The sequence below is a fragment of the Kribbella lupini genome (assembly GCF_039529595.1).
Lineage (GTDB): Bacteria > Actinomycetota > Actinomycetes > Propionibacteriales > Kribbellaceae > Kribbella > Kribbella lupini.
The window spans coordinates 1,236,599-1,253,840 of record NZ_BAAANC010000001.1 but is presented as its reverse complement, the minus strand read 5'-3'; the positions used below and the strand labels follow the sequence as shown (position 1 = coordinate 1,253,840).

The 17,242-nt window shown below is 70.7% G+C and carries 17 protein-coding genes and 1 riboswitch; of the genes, 3 read left to right on the top strand and 14 right to left on the bottom strand.

Translation table 11 applies throughout. The features are described from left to right. Positions 1–82 precede the first annotated feature (82 nt). From ABD235_RS05670 to clsA, 11 genes are all read right to left on the bottom strand, one after another. Positions 83–1,384 carry a serine hydrolase domain-containing protein gene (locus ABD235_RS05670; RefSeq protein WP_344170452.1) on the bottom strand — a complete coding sequence of 434 codons (1,302 nt, stop codon included), beginning with the start codon at positions 1,382–1,384 and terminating at the stop codon, positions 83–85. Then, positions 1,381–4,236: an aminomethyl-transferring glycine dehydrogenase gene (gene gcvP, locus ABD235_RS05665; RefSeq protein WP_344170449.1), complete on the bottom strand. Its 2,856-nt coding sequence runs from the start codon at positions 4,234–4,236 to the stop codon at positions 1,381–1,383. Before gcvP ends, ABD235_RS05670 begins: the two co-directional genes overlap by 4 nt. Before the next feature lie 76 nt (positions 4,237–4,312). Beyond that, positions 4,313–4,404: riboswitch (glycine riboswitch) on the bottom strand. A gap of 125 nt (positions 4,405–4,529) precedes the next feature. Further along, a complete protein-coding gene (locus tag ABD235_RS05660; RefSeq protein ID WP_425553083.1) occupies positions 4,530–5,147 on the bottom strand; it encodes a MerR family transcriptional regulator in 618 nt (205 codons plus the stop codon). Between the two features lie 200 nt (positions 5,148–5,347). Further along, positions 5,348–5,842 (bottom strand): bifunctional nuclease family protein, encoded by a 495-nt coding sequence (locus ABD235_RS05655; protein WP_344170446.1) that lies wholly within the window; start codon positions 5,840–5,842, stop codon positions 5,348–5,350. A gap of 57 nt (positions 5,843–5,899) precedes the next feature. Continuing rightward, entirely contained in the window at positions 5,900–6,535 is a 636-nt protein-coding gene (gene ftsR, locus ABD235_RS05650) for a transcriptional regulator FtsR (protein ID WP_344170443.1), read from the bottom strand. Between the two features lie 31 nt (positions 6,536–6,566). Beyond that, positions 6,567–7,091, bottom strand: a complete 525-nt coding sequence (locus tag ABD235_RS05645; RefSeq protein ID WP_344170440.1) for a zinc-ribbon and FHA domain-containing protein — start codon at positions 7,089–7,091, stop codon at positions 6,567–6,569. Positions 7,092–7,226: 135 nt separating this feature from the next. Continuing rightward, complete coding sequence (gene gcvH, locus ABD235_RS05640; protein ID WP_344170437.1) at positions 7,227–7,610, bottom strand: glycine cleavage system protein GcvH; 384 nt, start codon at positions 7,608–7,610, stop codon at positions 7,227–7,229. Positions 7,611–7,634: 24 nt separating this feature from the next. Beyond that, positions 7,635–8,642 (bottom strand): DUF881 domain-containing protein, encoded by a 1,008-nt coding sequence (locus ABD235_RS05635; protein WP_344170434.1) that lies wholly within the window; start codon positions 8,640–8,642, stop codon positions 7,635–7,637. Between the two features lie 2 nt (positions 8,643–8,644). After that, entirely contained in the window at positions 8,645–8,977 is a 333-nt protein-coding gene (locus ABD235_RS05630; protein ID WP_344170431.1) for a small basic family protein, read from the bottom strand. Next, complete coding sequence (locus ABD235_RS05625; protein WP_344170428.1) at positions 8,974–9,768, bottom strand: DUF881 domain-containing protein; 795 nt, start codon at positions 9,766–9,768, stop codon at positions 8,974–8,976. Before ABD235_RS05625 ends, ABD235_RS05630 begins: the two co-directional genes overlap by 4 nt. A 29-nt stretch (positions 9,769–9,797) precedes the next feature. Then, entirely contained in the window at positions 9,798–10,400 is a 603-nt protein-coding gene (gene clsA, locus ABD235_RS05620) for a cardiolipin synthase ClsA (protein ID WP_344170426.1), read from the bottom strand. A 206-nt stretch (positions 10,401–10,606) separates the two neighbouring features. Between clsA and ABD235_RS05615 the strand changes: the two genes are divergently transcribed. Next, on the top strand, positions 10,607–10,975 hold the full coding sequence (locus tag ABD235_RS05615; RefSeq protein WP_344170424.1) for a YciI family protein: 369 nt from the start codon (positions 10,607–10,609) through the stop codon (positions 10,973–10,975). Next, positions 10,972–12,249 (top strand): RNA polymerase sigma factor, encoded by a 1,278-nt coding sequence (locus ABD235_RS05610; protein ID WP_344170422.1) that lies wholly within the window; start codon positions 10,972–10,974, stop codon positions 12,247–12,249. The genes ABD235_RS05615 and ABD235_RS05610 overlap by 4 nt, the downstream gene beginning before the upstream one ends. On the opposite strand, the gene ABD235_RS05605 is transcribed toward ABD235_RS05610, so the two are convergent. Genes ABD235_RS05605 through ABD235_RS05595 form a run of 3 tightly spaced genes read right to left on the bottom strand, consistent with a single transcriptional unit; the run spans position 12,242 to position 16,136 of the window. Continuing rightward, positions 12,242–14,899 carry an ATP-binding protein gene (locus ABD235_RS05605; RefSeq protein WP_344170419.1) on the bottom strand — a complete coding sequence of 886 codons (2,658 nt, stop codon included), beginning with the start codon at positions 14,897–14,899 and terminating at the stop codon, positions 12,242–12,244. The genes ABD235_RS05610 and ABD235_RS05605 overlap by 8 nt on opposite strands. Before the next feature lie 58 nt (positions 14,900–14,957). Next, complete coding sequence (locus ABD235_RS05600) at positions 14,958–15,341, bottom strand: VOC family protein (RefSeq protein WP_344170416.1); 384 nt, start codon at positions 15,339–15,341, stop codon at positions 14,958–14,960. Positions 15,342–15,368: 27 nt separating this feature from the next. Beyond that, the gene (locus ABD235_RS05595; RefSeq protein WP_344173667.1) at positions 15,369–16,136 is read right to left on the bottom strand and encodes a RibD family protein; all 768 of its coding nucleotides are present in this window, start codon (positions 16,134–16,136) and stop codon (positions 15,369–15,371) included. A 132-nt stretch (positions 16,137–16,268) separates the two neighbouring features. Here ABD235_RS05595 and ABD235_RS05590 point away from each other — a divergent pair, with 132 nt between their 5' ends. Then, positions 16,269–16,682, top strand: coding sequence for a hypothetical protein (locus ABD235_RS05590; protein WP_344170414.1), 414 nt, complete (start codon positions 16,269–16,271; stop codon positions 16,680–16,682). Positions 16,683–17,242: the final 560 nt, after the last annotated feature.

Here is a 17,242-nt window from a genome sequence, read left to right as displayed (position 1 = left end):
ACTAAGGCAGGCCTAACTTACTTCTTCTCCGGCACACTGTGTCAACTGCACTGCACCAGCAGTGGTGAGCCTCACCCTGGCGTCAACGCCCGTACGGCGACCGCGTGAGGACGAAGGTGGCGATGTTCAGCTCGGTGATCGAGCCGTCGGGGGCGCGGACCACCCGCAGTTTCTCGCCGGCGAAGTAGCCGTCGCGGCCCTCGTAGAGGTCGGGACCGAGCGGCGAGAAGCGGCACGTGAGTGCACCGGACAGTTGGAGGATGCAACCGCTGACCGACATGGTGACGGGGGTGTTCCCCCAGTACCAGTGACCGAGCAGGTCCTCGCCCTGCGGCAACTCGGGCTCAGGCACCCACTCCTGCGGGAGCCACGGCTCGTGCGCCATCGTGACCCGCATCAGGTCCAGCGGTACCGACGAACACTTGCCGTACGTCGCGTTGGCGAGCGCGACAGCCCCGATCCGCCGCACCCGGTCGACGAACAGCCCGGCCACGAACCCGGGCATCGAGCCCGTGTGCCCGGCGAACAGGTACGGGTCGTCGGCCTGCAACCGCAGCCCCAGCCCGTACGCCGCGTTCAAGGCCTCGCGCGGATCGGCCGACGCGGGCGTCGCCATCTCCTCGACGCTCTCGCGGCTCAGCACCTCGGGCACCGGGTCGATCCAGAAGCACGCGTACCGGGCCAGGTCCTCGATCGTGCTCCACAACTGCCCGGCGGGAGCCATCGCCATCGAGTCGTACGCCGGCTCGGCCGCGAGCCGCCCGGTGAACGGATGCACCGAGAAACCTTCGGCCGCCGGGTCCTCCGGGAAGTACGTCGTACGCCGCATCTCCAGCGGCAGCAGGATCCGCTCGCGGACCAGCTCGATCCAGGAAGCGCCCCGCAACCGCACGACGATCTCCCCCAGCAACCCGTAGCCGAGGTTCGAGTAGTGGTACCGCTGATCCGGTCCGCCGGCCGCCTGCGACTCGTCCATCGCCGCGGCCAGCGCCTCGAACGACACGCCCGGATTGCGTTCCCACCAAGGCCCTTCGGGCTCGGCGTTCATCCCACCGGAGTGCGACAGCAGATGCCGGATCGTGAGGTCGCCGAACGCGATCCCCGGCAGGTGCTTGCCCACGGCATCGTTCAGCGCGAGCAGCCCGTCGTCGCGGCACTGCAGCACCAGCACCGCGGTCAGCGTCTTCGTGATCGAGCCGATCCGGTACTGCCGCTGCGGACCGGGCAGCCCGCCGTCGGCGGTCGCGAATTGCCCACGCGAACCCGTCCACACCAACGCCCCGTCACGCACCACACCGGCCGTGATCGAGGGCAGCTTCCATTCACTCTGGGCCGCTGCCACCTCGGCGTACAAGGCGGCAGCGGTGTCAGAACGAAGAGTCACTCAAAGGCCTCCGGGGAAGGGCAGGAGCAGATCAGGTTGCGGTCGCCGTACGCGCCGTCGATCCGGCGCACCGGCGGCCAGTACTTCGTGGTCCGGTCGACCGACTGCGGGAACGCGGCCTCCTCGCGGGTGTAGGCGTGCTCCCACTTGTCGTTGATCACCGCGGACGCCGTGTGCGGCGCGTTGACCAGCGGGTTGTCGTCGGCCGGCCACTCGCCTGCCGCGACCCGGTCGACCTCGTGCTTGATCGCGATCATGGCGTCGATGAAGCGGTCCAGCTCGCCCAGGTCCTCGGACTCGGTCGGCTCGACCATCAGCGTGCCCGGGACCGGGAACGACATCGTCGGCGCGTGGAAGCCGTAGTCGATCAGCCGCTTCGCGACGTCGTCGACGGTGACGCCGGTGGCCTTGGTCATCGGCCGCAGGTCGAGGATGCACTCGTGCGCGACCAGGCCGTTCTCGCCGGTGTAGAGCACCGGGAACGCGTTCTCGAGCCGCTTGGCGACGTAGTTCGCGGTCAGCACGGCGGCCTTGGTCGCGTCGGTCAGGCCTTCGGCGCCCATCATCCGGATGTAGGCCCAGGAGATCGCCAGCACGCCGGCCGAGCCGAACGGCGCCGCCGAGATCGGGCCGACGCCGGAGTCCGGACCGGCCTGGTCCAGCAGCGGGTGGTTCGGCAGGTACGGCGCCAGGTGCGCGGCGACCGCGACCGGGCCGACGCCCGGGCCGCCACCACCGTGCGGGATGCAGAAGGTCTTGTGCAGGTTCAGATGCGAGACGTCGCCGCCGAACTCGCCCGGCTTGGCCAAACCGAGGAGGGCGTTCAGGTTCGCGCCGTCGACGTACACCTGACCGCCGTGGTCGTGCACGATCCGGCAGACCTCGGTGACGCTCTCCTCGTACACGCCGTGCGTGGACGGGTAGGTGATCATGATCGCGGCCAGCTTCTCCGCGTGCTCGGACGCCTTGGCCCGCAGGTCGTCCAGGTCGATCGTGCCGTCGTCGTTGCCCTTGACAACGACGACCTTCATCCCGGCCATCACCGCGGAGGCGGCGTTGGTGCCGTGCGCGCTGGACGGGATCAGGCAGACGTTGCGCTCCTCGTTGCCCTGGGCCCGGTGGTAGCCGCGGATCGCCAGCAGACCGGCCAGCTCGCCCTGCGAACCGGCGTTCGGCTGGATCGAGACCTTGGCGTAGCCGGTCACCTCGGCCAGCCAGCGCTCCAGCTGGCCGATCAGCTTCACGTAGCCGGCCGCGTCCTCGATCGGCGCCAGCGGGTGCATGTCGGCGAACTCGGGCCAGGTGACCGCTTCCATCTCGGTGGTCGCGTTCAGCTTCATCGTGCACGAGCCGAGCGGGATCATGCCGCGGTCGAGCGCGTAGTCCTTGTCGGACAGCTTGCGCAGGTAGCGCAGCATCGCGGTCTCGGAGCGGTGGGTGTTGAAGACCGGGTGGGTCAGGTACTCCGACGTCCGGGCCACGGCCTCGGACAGGTTGCCGCCGCCGAGCGACGCGTCGTACCGGACGCCGAACGCGCCGCAGACCCGGCCGAGCGCGGCGGCGTCGGTCTTCTCGTCGCAGGAGATGCCGACGTGGTCCGCGTCGACGAGACGCAGCCAGATGCCGTTCTGCCGGGCGGTGTCGACGACGTCGGCGGCGCGACCGGGGACGCGCGCCAGGACGGTGTCGAAGAACTGCTCGTGCACGACCTCGACGCCACCGGCGCGCAGCGACGCGGCCAGGCTCTCGGCGTTCGTGTGGACGCGCTCGGCGATCGCCTTCAGGCCGTCCGGACCGTGGTACACGGCGTACATCGACGCGACGACGGCGAGCAGGACCTGCGCCGTACAGATGTTGGAGGTCGCCTTCTCGCGACGGATGTGCTGCTCGCGGGTCTGCAGGGCCAGCCGGTACGCCGGGGCGCCGTCGGCGTCGACCGAGACGCCGACGAGACGACCGGGCAACGACCGCTCGAGACCGGCGCGGACCGACATGAAGCCGGCGTGCGGGCCGCCGTAGAACAGCGGGACGCCGAAGCGCTGCGACGAGCCGATGACGATGTCGGCGCCGGCCTCACCCGGTGCCTCGAGCAACGTCAGCGCGAGCAGGTCGGAAGCGACCGCGACCAGCGTCTCGCGCTCGTGCGCGGCGGCGACCAGCGGCTTCAGGTCGCGGACGACGCCGCCGGAGCCCGGGTACTGGACCAGGAAGCCGAAGAAGTCGCCCTCCGGCAGACCGTCGGTGGTGTCGGCGACGACGACCTCGAGACCGAGGGCCTCGGCGCGGGTCTGGACGACGGCGATCGTCTGCGCGAAGCAGTCGGCGTCGACCAGGAAGCGGTTGCTCTTGGACTTTCGGTTCGACCGGTGCGCCAGCGTCATCGCCTCGGCCGCAGCGGTGCCCTCGTCGAGCAGCGACGCGTTCGCGGTCGGCAGGCCGGTCAGGTCCGACACGACGGTCTGGAAGTTCAGCAGCGCCTCGAGCCGGCCCTGGGAGATCTCCGGCTGGTACGGCGTGTAGGCGGTGTACCAGGCGGGGTTCTCGACCAGGCGGCGGACGATCACCGACGGGGTGAAGGTGCCGTAGTAGCCCTGACCGATCATCGAGGTGGCGACGTTGTTGCGGGCGGCCAGCTGGCGGAGCTCGGTCAGCGCGTCGACCTCGGAGGCCGGCTCGGGCAGCCGCAGCGGCTCGGCCGAGCGGATCGAGGCCGGTACCGCGGCGTCGACGAGCGCGTCGACGTCGGCGTACCCGAGGGTCTGCACCATCCGGGCGACCTCGTCGGCCCGCGGACCGATGTGCCGGTCGGCGAAAGTGGCCGAAAGCTGTGGGCGGATGTCTTGCTCAGTCATGGCTGGAGGCTCCGTTGCTGACAGGTCTGCCGGTGGCCTCCCCCTCTGTCACGCAGCGGACGCGCTTCAGAGTCGCCTGCGGCACCCGGTCCATGGGCCTGAGAGGTTCCGGGGAGGAATTGCCCCTTCGGCGCCCAGGCGAACCTGAGACTCTCCCGAGTGCTGTGTACGGCTCCCCCGAGGCTACCAGTTCGACCCGCCGGGTTCCGGGACCAGCCACCGTACGGCGGGCAACGACAACGCCCACCCACCCGGGACGGGTGAGTGGGCGCCGGTGCAACAGGTGGAAGAGGTCAGCCGGTCATCCGGGCGCGGCGGCGAGCGGCGAGCTCGTCGTTCGCGTGCGGGCCGGACCCCTCGTCGCCGCCGTCGGCGCGCTCGGTCGGCAGCTCGGACAGCGAACCCTCGACCTCGCGCCAGACACCGCCGAGGGCGATGCCGAAGACGCCCTGGCCGCCGGCCAGCAGGTCGATCACCTCGTCCGGCGAGGTGCACATGTAGACCGAGGCGCCGTCGCTCATCAGCGTGATCTGGGTCAGGTCGTCGATGCCGCGCTTGCTCAGGTGGGCGATCGCAGTGCGGATCTGCTGCAGCGAGATGCCGGCGTCGAGGAGACGCTTGATCACCTTGAGCAGGAGAACGTCGCGGAAGCCGTAGAGCCGCTGCGTGCCCGAGCCGGTGGCCGGGCGGACCGACGGCGACACCAGGCCGGTGCGGGCCCAGTAGTCGAGCTGACGGTAAGTGATGCCCGCGGCCGCGCAGGCCGTCGGGCCGCGGAAGCCGACATCCTCCGGCATCGGGCGCAGGTCGTCGTCGAAGAGCAGGCCCTGCACCCCCGCTGCGGCAGCCGCGTCGGCGTGTGCCTCCGACGCCGACTGCGCCGTCAGATCAGTGTCGCCGGTGCGTGTCACGCCTGAGCCTCCCTGGGTACCGACTGGAACGGACTACATCCGTGGAGTTACAACTCCTCACAACTCCTTCAAGGTAAGCCGCCGACCTGACCCGGTCAACGACAACCGCTCCGAGCCGAAAGCGTGTCGCGGCTCCGGGCCGAATCGTTACCAACCCGGCCTTGTACCAGAGACATCCAAAATCTGGCCGTAACGCACGGTCAGGACTTGTCGAAGTCCTCCGGCGAGATCTGGTCGAGGAACTCGCGGAAGCGCTCCACTTCCTCTTCCTCCTCCACCTCGTCGACCTCGTCGGTCTCGCTCTCGGGCACCGGAACGCCGGCCTCGGCCAGGATCTCCTCGGCGCAGAACACCGGCGTACCGGTCCGCAGCGCGAGCGCGATCGAGTCCGACGGACGGGCCGAGATCTCGGTCTTGTCGTCGAAGACCAGGATCGCCTCGAAGACGCCGTCGGTCAGGTTCACGATCCGGACCTGGGTCAGCGTGTGACCCAGAACACGGATCACCTCGGCGAAGATGTCGTGGGTGAGGGGACGAGGTGGTTCCATCCCCTGCTGCGCGAACGCGATCGCGCTAGCCTCGGCCGCACCGATCCAGATCGGCAGGTACCGCTCACCGCCGACCTCCCGGAGCAGCACGATCGGCTGACTCGAGGGCATCTCGACCCGGACTCCGATTACGTCGACTTCGCGCACACCCTCAGCCTACTCCGCGCGGACCACACAAGCTGGCGTGCGGGTCGGCAGGTGACCTCAGCGGCTCAAACGGGACCGAACAAGTGCCGCGTGCAACCGTACGGCGAGCGCCGCCAGTTCCTGGGTCTTGTCGTCACGGCGCGGACCGGCGACCTGCTCGATCAGCCCGACCTCGCGGTCGGCCGCCGTCCGGAACGGGCGCAGGTGGCGCGGCTCCACGCCGTACCGGCCGAACTCGGCGGCCGCCTTCGCCACCAGGATCGCGTCGCCGTCGTAGTGGTTGCCCCGAGCCACCACCAGCTGGTGACTCTCCAGCTGCTCCAGCAGCTCGGCAGTGATGCCCGCCGCGACCCGCAGCTCCTCGCGGGTCAGCTTCAGCTCGGTGCGGTCGGCACCGAAGTCCTCGGCCACCGGCAGCCCGGCGGGCTCGGCCGCGACGGGCGCGGCCGGAGGGCCGCCCGGCGTCGGCCGCAACCCGCGGTCCATCGCGCCGAGGTGTTCCTTGATCACCTTCAGTGGCAGGTACTGGTCGCGTTGCGCGGTCAGCACGTACCGCAGCCGCTCGATGTCGGCCGCGCTGAACTTGCGGTACCCGGACGCGGTCCGGGCCGGCGTCACCAGTCCCTCGGCCTCGAGGAAACGGAGCTTGGAGATGGTGACGTCGGCGAACTCGGCCTGCAGGACCTGCAGCACCGCTCCGATGCTGCTTCCTCCGGCGTCAGCCTCAGGCCTGGCCACTGGCGTAGTAGACGAGCCGGTACTTGCCGATCTGGACCTCGTCGCCGTTGCTCAGCGCGACCTCGTCGATCCGGTCGCGGTTGACGTAGGTGCCGTTCAGGCTGCCGACGTCGCGGACCTTGACCCCGGCCGGGTCGCGGCGGAACTCCGCGTGCCGGCGCGAGACGGTGACGTCGTCGAGGAAGATGTCGCTGTCGGGGTGCCGGCCGGCGGTCACCACGTCGACGTCGAGCAGGAACCGGCTGCCCGCGTTCGGGCCGCGCTGGACGATCAGCAGGGCGGACCCGGCCGGCAGCGCGCCGACGGCGGCCTCGTCCTCGGCGGTCAGCCCCTCACCGGCCAGCTCGATCCGCTCGGTGTCGGGCTCGGCGCTGATCGGGGTCAGCATCGCGGTGTCGGTGACGCCGGGGGCGGGCACCGGACGGTCCGCGCCAGGGAGCATCGTTCCGCACTGCGAGCAGAACCTGCTGCCCTCGGAGTTCTCGTGCCCGCACTGGTTGCAGAACGGCATGCTGTGATCCTCCCGATCGCCGGCGGTCCGGCGACGTTGTCGTAGATCCCCGTGATGACTGTCGTGGTGCAAGTGTGGCCCAGGCCTCAACCCTCGACCGGCGGTTGAGGCCGCAAACCTATCAGTCCTGAGCCGTCAGCTCTGGTCGAGCTGGCCCTTGTAGGTGTCGGCGTCCATCAGGGCCGCCACCTCCTCGTCGTCGTCGACCTCGATGTCGATCAGCCAGCCCTCGCCGTACGGGTCGGTGTTGACCAGGTCGGGCTGGTCGGCCAGGGCCTCGTTGACGGCCTTGACGGTGCCGTTGACCGGCGCGAACAGGTCGCTGACCGACTTGGTCGACTCCAGCTCGCCGCACGCGTCGCCCGCGCGGACGGCCGTCCCGACCTCGGGCAGCTGGACGAAGACGATGTCGCCCAGCGCGTCCTGGGCGAAGTCGGTGATACCGACCCGCACCGGGCCTTCTTCGCCGGCCTTGAGCCACTCGTGCTCGGCCGTGTACTTCAGGTCTTCGGGGTACACCTCGGGTCCTCTTTCGCTCAGGATCTACTTGGTCGGGCTGGGGGCCGGGCGAGCGTAGCGATGCTCCTCCGGCGCGTGCAAGGCGCTGACGGTCAGCTGCCGCAGCTCGGTCACCTCGGCGGTGCCGCCGATCTGCGGGCCGGTCACCTCACTGACCAGGCCGCCGGGGAAGTTCGCCGCCTCGGCCAGGTTGTGCGACTCGCCGATCGCCTCGATCACGTACGGCGAGACGAGCTTCTCCCCGTCCACCCGGACGCCGGGGGCGTCGTCGGTCAGGTCGGTGCTGGCCACCACCCGGACCGAGCCGTTGATCTGGATCGCCTCGGCGCCGGCGTCGCGCAGCTCCTCGATCGCGTCCAGCAGGTTGCCGGACGTCATCTTGCCTTCCGGGTCGTTCAGCGTGATCCGCACCCCGGGCCCCTGGGCCGGCAGCGTGCCGGCCAGGATGCCGAGGGTCCGCACCTGCTGCTCGGCCTGCTCGCGCGCGGTCTGGGCCTTGTCCGCGCTGGAGGACAGCGTGTTCTTGCGCTCCTCCAGCTCGGTGATCTCGCTCTCCAGGCGGCGGTTGTTCTGGTTCAGGCCGTCGAGGATCGCGATCAGGTCCTCGCGGCGGGCGTTCTGGTAGCCGTCGTCGGCGCGGTTGACGCGGACCTGGACGACCGCCGTACAGGCGACCAGCGCTAGGACGACGGCCACGATCGCCTGTCCGCGCGAGGGCTTGAAGCCGGCCTTCAACCGGCGCAGCGCGAGGTTCGGGCCCTTGGGACGTGGCGGCGGCATGGGCGTCGGGGCGGCTGGGTGGGCGGGATCGGCGGGCGTCGTGCCGGGCGGGGTGCCCTCGGCCGCCGAACCCGCGGACGTCGTGCCGGCCGGCGTGCTCTCGGCCGCCGAACCCGCCGGCGTCGTACCGGCGGCGGGCGCTTCGGACCGCTTGTCCGCGCGGTGGTGGGCGTCGCCACGGTGCTGCGGTTCGTGCCGGCGCTTCGGCTCCTCCGGCGGCGTGCTCTCGGGTGGTCCCTGGTCGTCGCTCATGATCAGGCCCGGAAGACGTGCCGGCGGATCGCGGCCATGTTGGTGAAGATCCGGATGCCGAGCACGACGACGACACCGGTGGACAGCTGCGAGCCGACGCCGAGCTGGTCACCGAGGTACACGATCAGCGCGGCGATCAGCACGTTGGACACGAACGACACGACGAACACCTTGTCGTTGAAGATCCCGTCCAGGAACGCGCGCAGCGCGCCGAAGACCGCGTCCAGCGCGGCGACGACGGCGATCGGCAGGTACGGCTGGGCCCAGTCGGGCACGTCGGGCGCGACCAGCAGGCCGATCACGACGCCGACCACCAGACCGAGCACGGCGATCATTTCGGTCCCACCTTCGCGTACCGCAGCGCGATGGTGGCATCGGCTGGCACCAGCAAGGAGTCCTCCGTCGTGGTCGTCATCCGGACATCGAAGTTGCTCACCAGGTACTGCACCCACTGTCCGCCCGAGCTCTGGGCGAACCGGGCCGGCAAGGTGTTGGTGTCGCCGATCGCGAGCACCGTGTACGGCGGGTTGAGCGAGCTGTAGTCGACGGTGATCGCGCTCCCGGCGCCGCGGATCGCGGTCAGGCTGGTCAGCCGGTGGCCGTTCACCGCGATCGCCTCGGCGCCCGCGGTCCACAGCCCGTTGACCAGCTGCTGGAGGTCGACGTCGAGCAGCCGGCCCTCCTTGTCGTCGGCGTTCTTGGCGTCGTCGACGACCACCTTGATCCCGGGCCCGGTCACCGCGATCGCGCCGACCTGCAGCTCCAGGTCGTCGACCTTCTGCTGCAGCGCGGCGTCGGCGTCGCTCAGCGCGCCGGCCTGCAGCCCGCGCACCTCACCGGCCAGGGCGGTCTGGCGGTTGCGCAGGTCGTTGAGCCGGCCGTCGGCCTGCTCGACGCGTTCGACCAGCTCGTTGCGCTGCTTCTCCGCGGCCGGGGCGGCGCGGTAGTTCTGGGACGCGGCGACCGCCAGCAGGAAGCCCAGGACGACGAACGCGACGACCAGCATGATCCGGTGCCGGGCCTTCTTCGGCCCACCGGACGACGGCCGGGCCCGCGCGCTGATCGCGTACCCCTCGTCGAGCGGGTGCGCCATCAGGTTGTTCAGCAGCGACATGGACGCGTCCACGCGCCGCTGCCCGGGCGGAGCTTGCTGAGTCACGATCTCCCCGGTCGCCCACTGATCGGTTTGACGGTCTGGATCAGGTGCCGCAGCTGGACGAAGTACAGGGCACCGGCCCAGTAGTACAGCGCCGTACCCCAGATCGCGAAGGCCCAGCCGAACACGCGGGCCAGCAGGTTGAGCGTGCTGTCGCCGTCACCGAGCAGCAGCAGCGGGAAGGCGTACAGGAGGCAGAAAGTCGCCGACTTGCCGAGGAAGTGCACGGGCAGCGCGTTGAAGCCGCGGCGGTGCAGGGCCGGCAGGGTGAAGGTGAGCAGCAGGTCGCGCAGCGGCAGCGCGATCGCCAGCCACCACGGGATGATGTCGCGCAGCGCCAGGCCGAGCACGGTGGCGAAGATGTAGAGCCGGTCCGCGACCGGGTCGAGCATCTGGCCGAGCCGGGTGGTCTGGTTCATCCGGCGGGCGATCTGGCCGTCGGCCCAGTCGGTGAAGCCGGAGATCGCGAGCACCAGCAGGGCCCAGCCGTCCTCCTCCGGGCCGAGGATCAGCCACAGGAACAACGGCACCCCGAGCAACCGCACGAAGCTCAGTGCGTTCGGGATCGTCAGCACCCGGTCGGAAACCTCCACGTCCGGCACGCGACCCTCCCCCTTTGTCCTGTCAGCCCACTTCCGTCGGTAACTCTACTGGGGCAGGCGACCAGGTTTTGCCCGGGCCACACCGGGGAAGCCCTGAGATGCCCCTGACTACTCGAACGCCACCGAACCGGTTCGGCTACGCACGTCACCGACCGGTGACCTGATCGAGACCGAAGGGAGACTCCTTCGGCTTCTACTGTGGGGAGATGAAGTTCCTGATCCTGATCTACGGCAACCCCGAAGGCCGCGAGCTGTGGAACCAGTTGTCGGAGGAGCAGCGGCGCGAGTCGATGGCCGGCTACGGCGCGCTGGAGAACGCTCTGAACGCCAACGGTGAGCTGATCGCGAGCGAGTCGCTCGACGATCCCGGCCTGACCCGGCAGGTGCTCGTGCGCGACGGCAAGGCCGTCACCACCGACGGCCCGTTCGCCGAGATCAAGGAGCAGCTGGCCGGCTTCTACCTGGTCGAATGCGACGACTTCGAGCGCGCCACCGAGATCGTCACGCAGATCCCCGAGGCCCAGTTCAGCATCGTCGAGATCCGCCCGGTCCGGGACCTGAGCGCCCTGCGGTGAGCGTCGCGGGGCAGCCGGGAGGGGGTCTTTCGGGGCAGCAGGGCATCCCGGGGCAGATCGAGGGCCTGCTGCGGGAACTCGCTCCCCGCGTCGTCGGGCCGCTGGTCCGCCGGTACGGCGGGTTCGATCTCTGCGAGGACGCGGTCCAGGAGGCCTTGCTCGCCGCGGCCACCCAGTGGCCGGCCGACGGTGTTCCCGACCAGCCGCTGAACTGGCTGATCACGGTCGCGTCCCGGCGGCGGATCGAGCTGCTCCGCAGCGAGACCGCCCGGCGCAAGCGGGAGGAGGCGGTCGCTGCCGCCGACCCCCGTCAGTCGGTCGAGACCGCCGGCGATCCGGTGCCCGAGACCGACGACTCGCTCACGCTGCTCTTCCTCTGCTGCCACCCCGCACTCACTCCCCCGTCGCAGATCGCGCTCACCCTCCGCGCCGTCGGCGGTCTAACCACGGCCGAGATCGCCCGCGCCTTCCTGGTGCCCGAGGCAACCATCGGCCAGCGGATCAGCCGGGCGAAGGCGACCATCAAGGCCGGTGGCGCGACCTTCCGGATGCCGCCCGCCGAGGAGCTCGGCCCGCGGCTGGCCGCCGTACTGCACGTGCTCTACCTGATCTTCAACGAGGGCTACACCGCCAGCTCCGGCGAGGACCTGCACCGGGTCGAGCTGAGTACCGAAGCGATCCGCCTCACCCGCCAGCTGCACGCGCAGCTCCCGGCCGAGGGCGAGGTCAGCGGCCTGCTCGCCCTGATGCTGCTGACCGACGCCCGCCGCCCCGCCCGCACCTCGGAGGACGGCGCGCTCGTCCCTCTTCCCGACCAGGACCGCACCCGCTGGCACCGCGATTTCATTGCCGAAGGCACCGACCTGATCAGTACGACGCTGCGCACCGCGCCCATCGGCCCGTACCAGCTGCAGGCCGCGATCGCCGCCGTGCACGCCGAGGCCCTGGACGCCGCCGACACCGACTGGCGCCAGATCCTCGTGCTCTACGAGCTCCTGGAGACCCTCTCCCCCGGACCGATCGTCACCCTCAACCGGATCGTCGCCGTCGCGATGGTGCACGGCCCCCGCACCGGCCTCGACCGCCTCGCCCAGGCCACCGAGGACCCCGCCCTCGCGAACCACTACCGCACGACCGCCGTACGGGCTCACCTGCTCGAGCTCGCCGGCGACGTCGAAGCAGCCCGTACGGCGTACCAGGACGCGGCGCTGCAGACCCAGTCGTTCCCGGAGCGGCACTACCTCACCGCTCGTGCCGCGGCGCTGCTCAGTTAGCGGCGTCCCTGTCGGCCGGTGAGGGGATCGGCGCCATCGACAACCTCTGGTAGGTGGCTGCCGCCTCCGTGCTGTAACCGTCCGCCAGGCCGTCGGGGTCCCCCAGGGCCCGGTGGGCGTGGCCGAGTCCGACCAGGGCCCGGGCCTGCTGGCCGCCTGCGGAAACCGCGCTGGCTGCGGCGAGGCCGTCGGTGAAGAGGGCGATCGCGTCGGCGTACCGGCCCTGCTCGTGCGCTGCCTCACCCAGACCGCTCAGTGAGGCGGCTTCGGCATCCCGGGAACCGATCCGGCGGAAGATCGGCAGCGACTGCTCGAAGTACTCGATCGCCCGGTCCGGACGGCCGGCCCAGATCTCGAGCTCGCCGAGCGCGTCCAGTGCGCCGCCCTCGCCGCCCTGGCTGCCGAGCTCGCGGTAGAGCAGGAGACCGGTCTGCAGCTGCTCACGCGCGGCGTCGTAGTCGCCGAGCCGCATCGTGACCACGCCGACGGCGAGCAGAGCCCTGGCCTCGCCGAGCCGGTGGCCGATCTGCCGGAACAGGCCAGGCGCGCGGCCGGCGTACCGGGCCGAGGCTTCCAGGTCCCCGACGAACTCGTGCACGACGGCGAGGTTGGTCAGCACGGACGCCTGGCCGTCGATGTTGCCGAGTCCCTCGTACAAGGTGAGTGCCTCTTGCAGGGTCTCGATCGCCGCCGGGTAGTGCCCTTGGCGCTTGTGGACGTTGGCGAGGTTGGACAGGATCAACGCCTGCCCGTCGAGGTCGCCGATCCGCCCGAACTCCGCCAGCCCTCGGCGGTAGTGGTCCGCGCCGCGGTCCCAGTCGTTCGTCTGGGTGTAGAAGTTGCCCAGGTGGTTCAGCGCGGTCGCCGTACCGACCGGGTCGTCGATCACGCCGAACATGCGCAAGGCCAGGTCCAGCCATTCCAGCGCCTCGTCGGGCCACATCATCCGGGAGTAGATGTTGCCCAAATCCATCGCTGCGTAGGCCTCGCCAGCCGAGTCCTGCCCGGCGCGCGCCGCGCTGTAGGCATGCTCGAAGATCGTCAGAGCGCCGGCGCCCAGGTTGGTGACCAGGTACCGGCTGAGCGTTCTCGCCAGCAGCGACGCGTGCGCCGGCCAGTCGTGCTCGGCCGCGTGGACGACGGCGGCGACGAGATTCGAGTTCTCCGTCTCGAGCCAGGCCAGGGCCTGCTCGGCCCCGGACAGGTCCGGCATCGGGGTCGCCGGGCTGGGCACCTTCGGCCGGCGCGCGGCCTGCGCCGGGTGCAGGAGGTCCATGGCACGCGCGGCGACGCCGAGGTACAGGTCGAACAGGCGGGTCAGTGCGGCTCGTCGATCGGTCCGGCGTTCCTCGTCGGCCGCCTTCACGGCGCCGTACGCACGGACCAGGTCGTGGAACGCGTACCGGCCGGGGGTGGTCCGGATCAGCAGGTTGTCGCGCCGCAGGTCGTCGAGGATCTGCTCGGCCGTCAGCAGATCGCTGTCGATCAGCGCCGCCGCGGCGTAGGCGTCGAAGGCCTGACCGGGGTGCAGGGCGAGCAGGCGGAACAGCCGGCGATGCTCCGCGGGCAGGTGCTCGTACGAGATGTCCAGCGCGACCTCGACGGCGTCGTCGATGCGGTGGTTCCGGTGCCGCTCGTCCAGGCGGTCGGCGTGGTCGGTCAGCGTCCAGCCGGTCGTCGTACCGATGTGGGCGGTCACCAGGCTGAGCGCGAGCGGCAGGAAGCCGCAGCGCTGGGCGATCCGCTCGGCCGCTGCCGGGTCCTCGCCCGGTGGCAGGTCCGGGAGGTTGCGCGTCAGGTACCCGACGGCTTCGGCGCGGCTGAACACGTCGATCTCGAACCGCGTCGTCCCGGGCAGCCCGGTCAGACTGCGCCGGCTGGTGATCATGGTGAGGCAGCCAGCGGTCTGCGGCAGCAGCGGCCGGACCTGCTCCTCGGTCGCCGCGTTGTCCAGTACGACGAGTGTCCGCGTACCGGCCAGGCGTTCGCGGTAGACCGCCGTACGGGCTGCCAGTCCGTGCGGGATCCGTCCCGGCGGCACGTTGAGCCGGCGCAGGAACCCGTCGAGCACCGCCGCCGGGTCGGCCGGAGGCTGCCGGGGATCCTGGTGGAAGCCGCGCAGGTTCACGAACAGCACCTGCTCGAACGGCTCGTCCGCGGCCAGCAGGTGCCCGGCACGCACTGCGAACCGGGTCTTGCCGACCCCTGCCATTCCCTCGATGGCCGAGATGACCACCGCGTTCCCCTCGGCCTGGCTGACGACCAGCACGTCCTGCAGCCGCTTCAGCTCAGCAGTCCGCCCGGTGAACTCGGCCAGGTCCTCCGGCAGCGCCTCGTCAACGCTCACGTGTGCCGACGCCGCGCTCTCCCCGGTCACCACGCGCAGCGCGTGCTGCCAGCGCGCCACGTACCCGGGGTCCGGGTGCAGGGTCGCCACGATGTCCAGCAGCAGCTCCGCGTCCATCCGCCGCCGCCCGGGCCGGAAGCAGTCCGCGACCGTCGACTTCCGCGCGGGCTGCCCGCGCCGCTCACCGATCCGCTGCGCGATCCCGTCGTACGACGGGTTGCCGGCCCACATCTTCAGCAGCCGCAACCGCCCGACCAGCTCGTCGAGATCGGTGACCCCGTCCGGGTCCGGCAACTCGTCCACGCGAGCACTCTATGCGGGCGCGGGGACACCCAGTGTGGTTCAGCCTGTGGCCTCCGACTCACGGCCAGGGGGTTGCCTTGGCGGCGAACTCCTCCGGGTCGGAGTGGACCGGGATGACGCACACGAGTTGCCCGCCGGGGACGCGCAGGGTGTTGCAGCCCTGCCAACTCGACACCTCGACCGCGCCGAGCCCGATCAGTCGCGCCGTCTCCGCATCGACGTCGTCGGTCTCGATGTCCAGGTGATAGCGCGGCTCACCCTCTTCCAGCGCCTGGACCGCGGTCACCAGTCCCGGCACCGCGTCGTACAGGCTGATGTACTGCGGTTCGCCCGGCGGGCTCCCCGTCCGCACCCCGAGCGCGGCGGACCAGAAGTCCTTGGCCCGCGGCGCCTCCGCCTGCGGTACGTCGATCAGCAACGTCGAGATCCGGCTCCTGTGCATGCCTCCTGATCGTAGGGCCCCGGGCTCTTACGCGCCGCCGGTTTCCTCGCGCACCACCTCGTACCCGAGCCAGATCAACCCGTCCGTCTCGGTGTGCGTGGACAGCAGCCGGACCCGCGTCGGCACCTGCCCCGCAGGCAGTTCCGGCCCGTCGAAGGCGGTCGGCGTACCGAGCCCGCCGATGAGCGCCGGACTGATCACCAGCTGGATCTCGTCGACCAGGTCCGCGCGGAGCAGCGCCCCGTTCAGCCCACCACCGGCCGTCGACACCACGCAGGTCACGCCGAGCACGTCGTACATCTTGCGCAACGCGGCCTCGAGATCGACCTGGTCCTCGCCCGCCACCAGGTAGGCGATCCGCTCGCGCCGCAGGTACGCGAGATGAGCCGCCGGTGTCGACCGGGAGACGAGCACCAGTACGTCGTACTCGCCCTGGCTCTTGATGTCCCACTCGATCCGCCCCCGGCTGTCCACCACCGTGAACCACTTCTCGCGCCCGGCCCGGCCGACCACCTCCACCGGCAGGAAGTCGGACCGCAGCTCTTCGACCGACTCGTCGAACTCCTCCGAGTGCTCGACCGGCCCGGCCGAGTCGGCGACTAACGACCCGCTCCCCTCGAGCACCGCCTGTGGTCCCCACCGCTCAGCCAACTCAGCGGTGCGTGCCTGTTCCACCTCCGCGGCACTCCCCGGCAGCATCCCCTGCCAGACCTTCGACGCCGCGTCCCCCATCAACGGCTCACCGCGCCGCAAGGCGATCCGCCCGTCCACCGACCCCGTCACCGAAACCACCACCCGAGGCCGTCCCACCACACCCGTCACCCCGCACCTCCCTTGGTCGCCGCTCCTTGCCACCCAACCAGCCTGCGCCGACACCTACTACTCCCTGGCGCCCCGGGCCCCTGACCCGCTCTATCGTTGGGGCGCATGAGCTACCCCCAGCAGCCCCCGCAGTACCAGCCACAGGCCCCGATGGGGATGCTGCACCTGACCATCCAAGGCAGCATGATGACGAGCACGATGGTCCCGCCGACCGTCCACCTGAACGGTTACCCGGTCCGCGTGAAGTTCGGCCGCAACGACATCCCGGTCTTCGCCGGCCCGCTGCACATCGACGTCCACTCCCAGTGGATGCGCACCTTCGGCCAAGCCGCCCTCGACTGCACGATCCACCCGAACCAGGCGGTACCGGTCTTCTACGCGGCCCCGTACCACCAGTTCACCACCGGCAGCATCGGCCACACCAAGGTCAAACGCAAAGGCCTCGATGTGCTCCTGGCCCTGGTCGGCACCATCGTCGCCGTCGGCGTCCTCGTCCCCGTGCTCACCGCCCTCACCTGATCCCAAAGCCCACGCCGCCGGTCACCGCTCGATCACTTGCCCGATCCCGGTCGTGCCCCGGTCCGCCACCAAGCACCCACTGCGGGGAACCCGCCCGGCGCCGAACCAGCAACTAGCCAGCTGATCGCCGCTCCGTGCTGCCGACCTCCCGCCCAACCACCACCCGCCGGACCGCACTCCGCCGCACGCTCTGTGCAGCCCAGCGATGTCGCCTATCTCCACACCAGCCAACCGCCCTCGGGACCACGCCAACAGAACCCGTACACGGGCACCAGCCAGATCCCGGCCAGGCCGGCGCCGCCAGACCGGTTGGGTGCAGCATCGCCGCGGTGATCGCGACCACGTTCGGGCGGCGACGACCAACGACGCACCCGCGCTGGCATCGATCACCGGCTGAGGCCCGACCTGCTCCGCACGGAACCGGCCGCGGGGTGGTGCGGCGGTGCACGGGAACCGGCCGCGGGGTGGTGCGGCGGAGAACGGGAACCGGCCGCGGGGTGGTGCGGCGGAGCACAGGAACCGGCCGCCGGGTGGTGCGGCGGAGAACGGGAACCGGCCGC